Consider the following 5,223-nt stretch of genomic DNA (forward strand, 5'->3'; position numbering starts at 1 on the left):
CTCCCGTGCCCACCCCACTCCACAAGCCCACGAAGGACGAGCTGTTCGCCGCCACCGGCCGCTCCATGCCGGACCTGCTGTCACCGGGCCTGCGCGTGCTCTTCTGCGGCATCAACCCCAGCCTCTATTCGGCGGTGGTGGGGGTGCACTTCGCGCGGCCGGGCAACCGCTTCTGGCCCGCGATGCACGCGTCGGGCTTCACGCCGCGAAGGTTCCACCCCTCCGAACAGGGCGAGCTGAAGGCGCTGGGCCTGGGCATCACCAACGTGGTGGACCGGGCCACGGCGTCCGCGGACCTGCTGGAGCCCGGAGAGCTGGCGGCGGGTGCGAAGACGCTTGAGCGCAAGGTGAAGCGCTACCGCCCGGCCTTCCTCGCGGTGCTGGGCCTGGGCGCGTACCGCACCGCCTTCGCGCGGCCGAAGGCGCGGTTCGGCCTGCAACCGGAGACCCTGGGCGACACCCGGCTGTGGGTGCTGCCCAATCCGAGCGGGCTCAACGCCAGCTACCAGCTCCCGGATCTGGCGCGGCTCTTCGGCGAGCTGCGCCGCGCGGTGGACGCGGGCTGAAGCCCTGCCCTACTTCAGCAGGCCCGCCTCGCGCGCCACCTGCGAGGCGACGGGCAGCACCCGGTCGAACGCCGCGGCGTTGCAGGCGAGCAGGCCCCGGTGGTTCTGGAGCTCGGAGCCGTCATAGCGGTACTGCGTGCCGGAGAGGTCCGTGAGCACGCCGCCCGCCGAGCGGATGACGGCCTCCGGCGCGCAGTTGTCCCAGCGGTAGCTCTTGTCGCTGACGTGCACGTAGAGGTCGCAGCGGGACTCGGCGAGCAGGCCGCACTTGAGGCCCACGGAGCCGGACTCCGTCTCGCGGGTGATGCCCAGCCGCTGCACCACCGCGTCCGTCGTCTTCGAGCGGTGCGAGCGCGACACCACGAGCCGCAGCGCGGACGGCTCCGCCACGTCCGACACGCGCAGCGCGCGGCGGCCCTGCGGGTCCTCCATGTAACCCTGCTCGCCGACGACGCCCGAGTAGAGGACGTCCCCGACGGCGCGGTAGACGACGCCCAGCGCCGCGCGTCCCTCCACCGCGAGGCCGATGTGGATGGCGAACTCGCCGTTGCGGTTCACGAACTCCTGCGTGCCATCGAGCGGATCCACGTACCAGCAACGCTCGAAGCGCTTCGCGTCGGACGCGTCCTCGTTCTCCTCCGCGACCACGCCGTCGGACGGGAAGGCCTTGCGCAGCTCGCCCACGATGAAGGCGTTGGCGCGCTCGTCGGCCAGGGTGACGGGGCCGGCGCCGCCGGCCTTGTCCGTGACGGAGAAGTCGGTGGCGTAGACCTGCAGGAGGATGTCACCGGCCTGGCGCGCGATGCGCCGGGCCACTTCGAGCTCGGGTGCGAGTGCGGGCATGGAGGCCGGCGAGTCTGCCCGCTCGGCGTGGCTTTGGGAACCGCACGGCACCGCGCATCTCCCGTCGGAAGGCTTCGACAGTCGCGGGCCGCGCTGGCCATAGTACCGCCATGCCCGTCACCATCCGTCCCGCGAAGGCCTCGGACGAACCCGCCCTGGGCCGCATGGGCGCGGCGCTCGCGCGACAGCACCACGGCTTCGACCCGCAGCGATTCATGGTCCCGGATGACGTGGAGGCCGGCTACCGCTGGTGGTTGAGCAAGGAGGCGCGCCGTCCCCAGGAGGCCGTGGTGCTCGTGGCCGAATTGGACGGCGACGTCGTCGGCTACTGCTACGGCCGGCTGGAGGGCGTGGACTGGAACATGCTGCTCGACAAGCACGGCGCCCTGCACGACATCTGGGTGGAGGACAAGGCGCGCGGCACCGGCACCGGCCGCCTGCTCGCGGAGGCCATGGTGCAAAGGCTCACGGAGCTGGGCGCGCCCCGCGTGGTGCTCTCCACCGCCGCGAAGAACGAAGCCGCGCGGCGCCTCTTCGAGCGGCTGGGCTGGCGCGCCACCATGGTCGAGATGACCCGCGAGACGCCGCCCCGCGCATAGCCGCCCTGCTCAGAGCCGCCCTTCGGGCACCCGGCCCTGCCGGAAGGCCTCCACCTGCTTCGGGGTGAAGGGCGGCGTGTAGAGCCCCCGGTCCTGCTGACGGGCGCGAAACACGTCCACGATGAGGTTCATCCGGTCGTGCAGCGAGCCCCAGTCCCGGGCCGCGCTGCCCGCGGTGTCGTCCGGCGTCCTGTCCAACTGCTTCATCAGCGCCAGCAGCTCCGGGTGCTCCAGCCGCAGCAGGTCCGGCGGAAAGTCCCCCGTCGGCGTCAGCGCCGGGACGTCCTGCCCCAGCCGCAGCGTCCGGTCCGGCAGCTCCAGCGTCATCAGCGCGCGCGTGGACAGCTCGCGCCAGCAGCGCTCCAGCCGCTCCGCCAGCGGCGTGAAGGCCGCGAGCAACCACGTCTCCGGCATGCCGGCTCCACGCGCACGCAGCACGTCCAGCAGCTGGCCCAGGAACAGCTCCTTCAACGGGGCTCTCAGCGCGCCGACGACGGGCTCCTGCAGCCGCACCTGCTCGTGGTAGCCCACCAGCGCGTTGGCCAGGAACACCAACTCCGCGCGCGCCTTGGGGTGCGTCGTGCGCAGCACGTCCTGGTAGGCGCGCACCGCCTGGATGAGCAGCTCCTGCCCGCCGGCCTCCACCGGGCCCGGCTTCAGGCGGGACACCACGCGCGCCAGCGCGGCGGGGCTCGTCGCGTCGGGCTGGGAGAGGTGCTCCAGCATCGACACGTAGAGGGGCCCCAGCTCCTGGAACACGATGCGGTTGCCCAGGGCCACCTGCTTCGCCACCGCGTCCACCATCGGCTCCACCACGCGGGACAGCACGGAGAACACGCCCGTGGACAGGCCCCAGGCGCCCAGCAACTGGGCCTGCATCCCGGCGAGCGAGCGCAGGATGCCGTCCGTCCGGGCCTGCATGTCCCGCAGCATCGCGGGCAGCACGTCCTTGCGGATGAACGTCCCCGCCGTCTTCGACGCCCACGTCGCGACGCCGCACCAGCCCACGTCCTTCTCCCCCAGCAGGTCGGTGAAGGACACCACCAGCACGTGGTACGAGTGCGTGATGTGGAGGTTGCGGAGGGCGCTGTCCTCCATGCGCGCGATGGCCTCCACCTCGGCGTGTGTCGGCGGGGACCAGGGGCGCGGCAACGGGTTCGGTGCCATGTCGGGACGCTCTCCGGAAGGCAGGGAGGAAGGGCCTCGCGCCAGCATGGCCCATCCCGCGCGCGGCCCGCCATTGCCCCCACGCACGACAAAGCCCCGGGCGCGGACACCCGGGGCCCTGCGCTGGTCGAGCATCACCTGCGGGGAAGCAACGCCTACTTCTTCTGCTCCTTCACCCACGAGTCCTTCAGCGTCACCGTGCGGTTGAAGACGGGCGCACCCGGCTTCGAGTCGTTCGCGTCCGCGCAGAAGTAGCCCAGGCGCTCGAACTGGAAGCGGTCACCTGGATGGGCCTGCGCGAGCGCCGGCTCCACGCGCGCGTCCGAGACGACCTCCAGGCTGTTCGGGTTCAGGAACGCCTTGAAGTCCTTCTCCTTGTCCCGGTCCGGCTGCTCCACGGAGAAGAGGCGGTCATAGAGCCGCACCTGCGCGGTGGGCGCGTTGCCCGGCACCCAGTGCAGCGTGCCCTTCACCTTGCGGCCATCCGGCGAGTCCCCGCCGCGCGTCGCAGGGTCGTACGTGCAGCGCAGCTCCGTGATGTGTCCCGCCGCGTCCTTGATGACCTGCTCGCACTTGATGAAGTACGCCGAGCGCAGGCGCACCTCCTTGCCCGGCGCGAGGCGGAAGAAGCCCTTCTCCGGCACCTCCTGGAAGTCGTCCGCCTCGATGTACAGCTCGCGCATGAACGGCACCTTGCGCGTGCCCAGCTCCGCCTTCTTCGGATGGTTGGCGACCTCCAGCTCCTCGGTCTGCCCCTCCGGGTAGTTCTCCACCACGACCTTGAGCGGGCGCAGCACCGCCATGGCGCGCGGCGCCGTTTCGTTGAGGTCGTCCCGGATGGACAGCTCCAGCACGCCCATGTCGATGAGGCTGTCCGACTTGCTCACGCCGATGCGCTTGGCGAAGTCGCGCAGCGACGCGGGCGTGTAGCCCCGGCGACGCAGGCCGCTGATGGTCAGCATGCGCGGATCATCCCAGCCCGACACCAGCTTCTCCGTCACCATCTGGAGCAGCTTGCGCTTGCTCATCACCGCGTAGGTGAGGTTCAGCCGCGCGAACTCGTACTGGTAGGGCCGGTCGCCCTTGATGAGCGCGTCCACGATCCAGTCGTACAGCACGCGCCGGTTCTCGAACTCCAGCGTGCACACCGAATGGGTGATGCCCTCGATGGCGTCCGACAGGCAGTGCGCGAAGTCGTAGAGCGGGTAGATGCACCACGTATCGCCCGTGCGGTGGTGGTGCGCCTTGCGGATGCGGTAGATGGGCGGGTCGCGCAGCACGGGGTTGGGCGACGTCATGTCGATCTTCGCGCGCAGCGTGTGCTTGCCGTCTGGGAACTCGCCCGCCTTCATCCGGCGGAACAGGTCCAGGTTCTCCTCCACCGTGCGCGTCCGGTACGGGCTGTCCCGCCCCGGCGTGGTGAAATCCCCCCGGTACTGGCTGATCTCCTCCGCGGACAGGCTGCACACGTAGGCCTTGCCCTGGGTGATGAGCTGCTCGGCGAAGGCGTAGAGCCGGTCGAAGTAGTCGGACGCGAAGAAGCGCCGGTCGTCCCAGTCGAACCCGAGCCAGCGCACGTCGCGCTGGATGGACTCCACGTAGTCCGTGTCCTCGGTGAGCGGGTTGGTGTCGTCGAGGCGCAGGTTGCACTTGCCGCCGTACTGGCCCGCCAGCCCGAAGTTCACGGCAATGGCCTTGGCGTGACCGATGTGGAGGTAGCCGTTGGGCTCGGGCGGAAAGCGGGTGTGCACGCGACCGCCGTGCTTCCCGGTCCGCTGATCCTCCTCGATGACCTCCTGGAGGAAGTTGAGGCCCTGCGTCTCGTTCGTCGTCGTCATTTGAGATGAATCCTGTTGAAGCCGGACAAGGGGGGCAAGGGTTTCCTGACCCGCCCGCGTCAGACGCCCGCGAGAAGCAACTCCCAGGCCTTGAGCGCCCGCTCGGCGGACAGCTCGTCCGCCCGGACCAGGGCCCGCGCCCGCAGGTCCTCCCGGAAGCCCGCGTCCCCCACCACCCGGCCCAGCGCCTCCGCCATGGCCGCGTCGTCC

At 70.6% G+C, this 5,223-nt stretch carries 5 protein-coding genes; 2 read left to right on the top strand and 3 right to left on the bottom strand.

Annotated features, from left to right (window positions below):
* Nucleotides 1-5 precede the first annotated feature (5 nt).
* Nucleotides 6-566 carry a G/U mismatch-specific DNA glycosylase gene (mug, locus tag D7X12_RS38910; RefSeq protein ID WP_279637285.1) on the top strand — a complete coding sequence of 187 codons (561 nt, stop codon included), beginning with the start codon at nt 6-8 and terminating at the stop codon, nt 564-566.
* Between the two features lie 9 nt (nt 567-575).
* Here mug and D7X12_RS38915 read toward each other — a convergent pair whose 3' ends face one another.
* The gene (locus tag D7X12_RS38915) at nt 576-1,409 is read right to left on the bottom strand and encodes a 3'(2'),5'-bisphosphate nucleotidase CysQ family protein (RefSeq protein ID WP_120630212.1); all 834 of its coding nucleotides are present in this window, start codon (nt 1,407-1,409) and stop codon (nt 576-578) included.
* A gap of 110 nt (nt 1,410-1,519) precedes the next feature.
* Here D7X12_RS38915 and D7X12_RS38920 point away from each other — a divergent pair, with 110 nt between their 5' ends.
* Nucleotides 1,520-2,008 carry a GNAT family N-acetyltransferase gene (locus D7X12_RS38920; RefSeq protein ID WP_120630213.1) on the top strand — a complete coding sequence of 163 codons (489 nt, stop codon included), beginning with the start codon at nt 1,520-1,522 and terminating at the stop codon, nt 2,006-2,008.
* 9 nt (nt 2,009-2,017) lie between these two features.
* On the opposite strand, the gene D7X12_RS38925 is transcribed toward D7X12_RS38920, so the two are convergent.
* Nucleotides 2,018-3,175, bottom strand: a complete 1,158-nt coding sequence (locus tag D7X12_RS38925; RefSeq protein ID WP_120630214.1) for a hypothetical protein — start codon at nt 3,173-3,175, stop codon at nt 2,018-2,020.
* Between the two features lie 155 nt (nt 3,176-3,330).
* Nucleotides 3,331-5,013 carry a glutamine--tRNA ligase/YqeY domain fusion protein gene (locus D7X12_RS38930; protein ID WP_120630215.1) on the bottom strand — a complete coding sequence of 561 codons (1,683 nt, stop codon included), beginning with the start codon at nt 5,011-5,013 and terminating at the stop codon, nt 3,331-3,333.
* Nucleotides 5,014-5,223: the final 210 nt, after the last annotated feature.

The organism is Corallococcus sicarius (genome assembly GCF_003611735.1).
Taxonomy (GTDB): domain Bacteria; phylum Myxococcota; class Myxococcia; order Myxococcales; family Myxococcaceae; genus Corallococcus; species Corallococcus sicarius.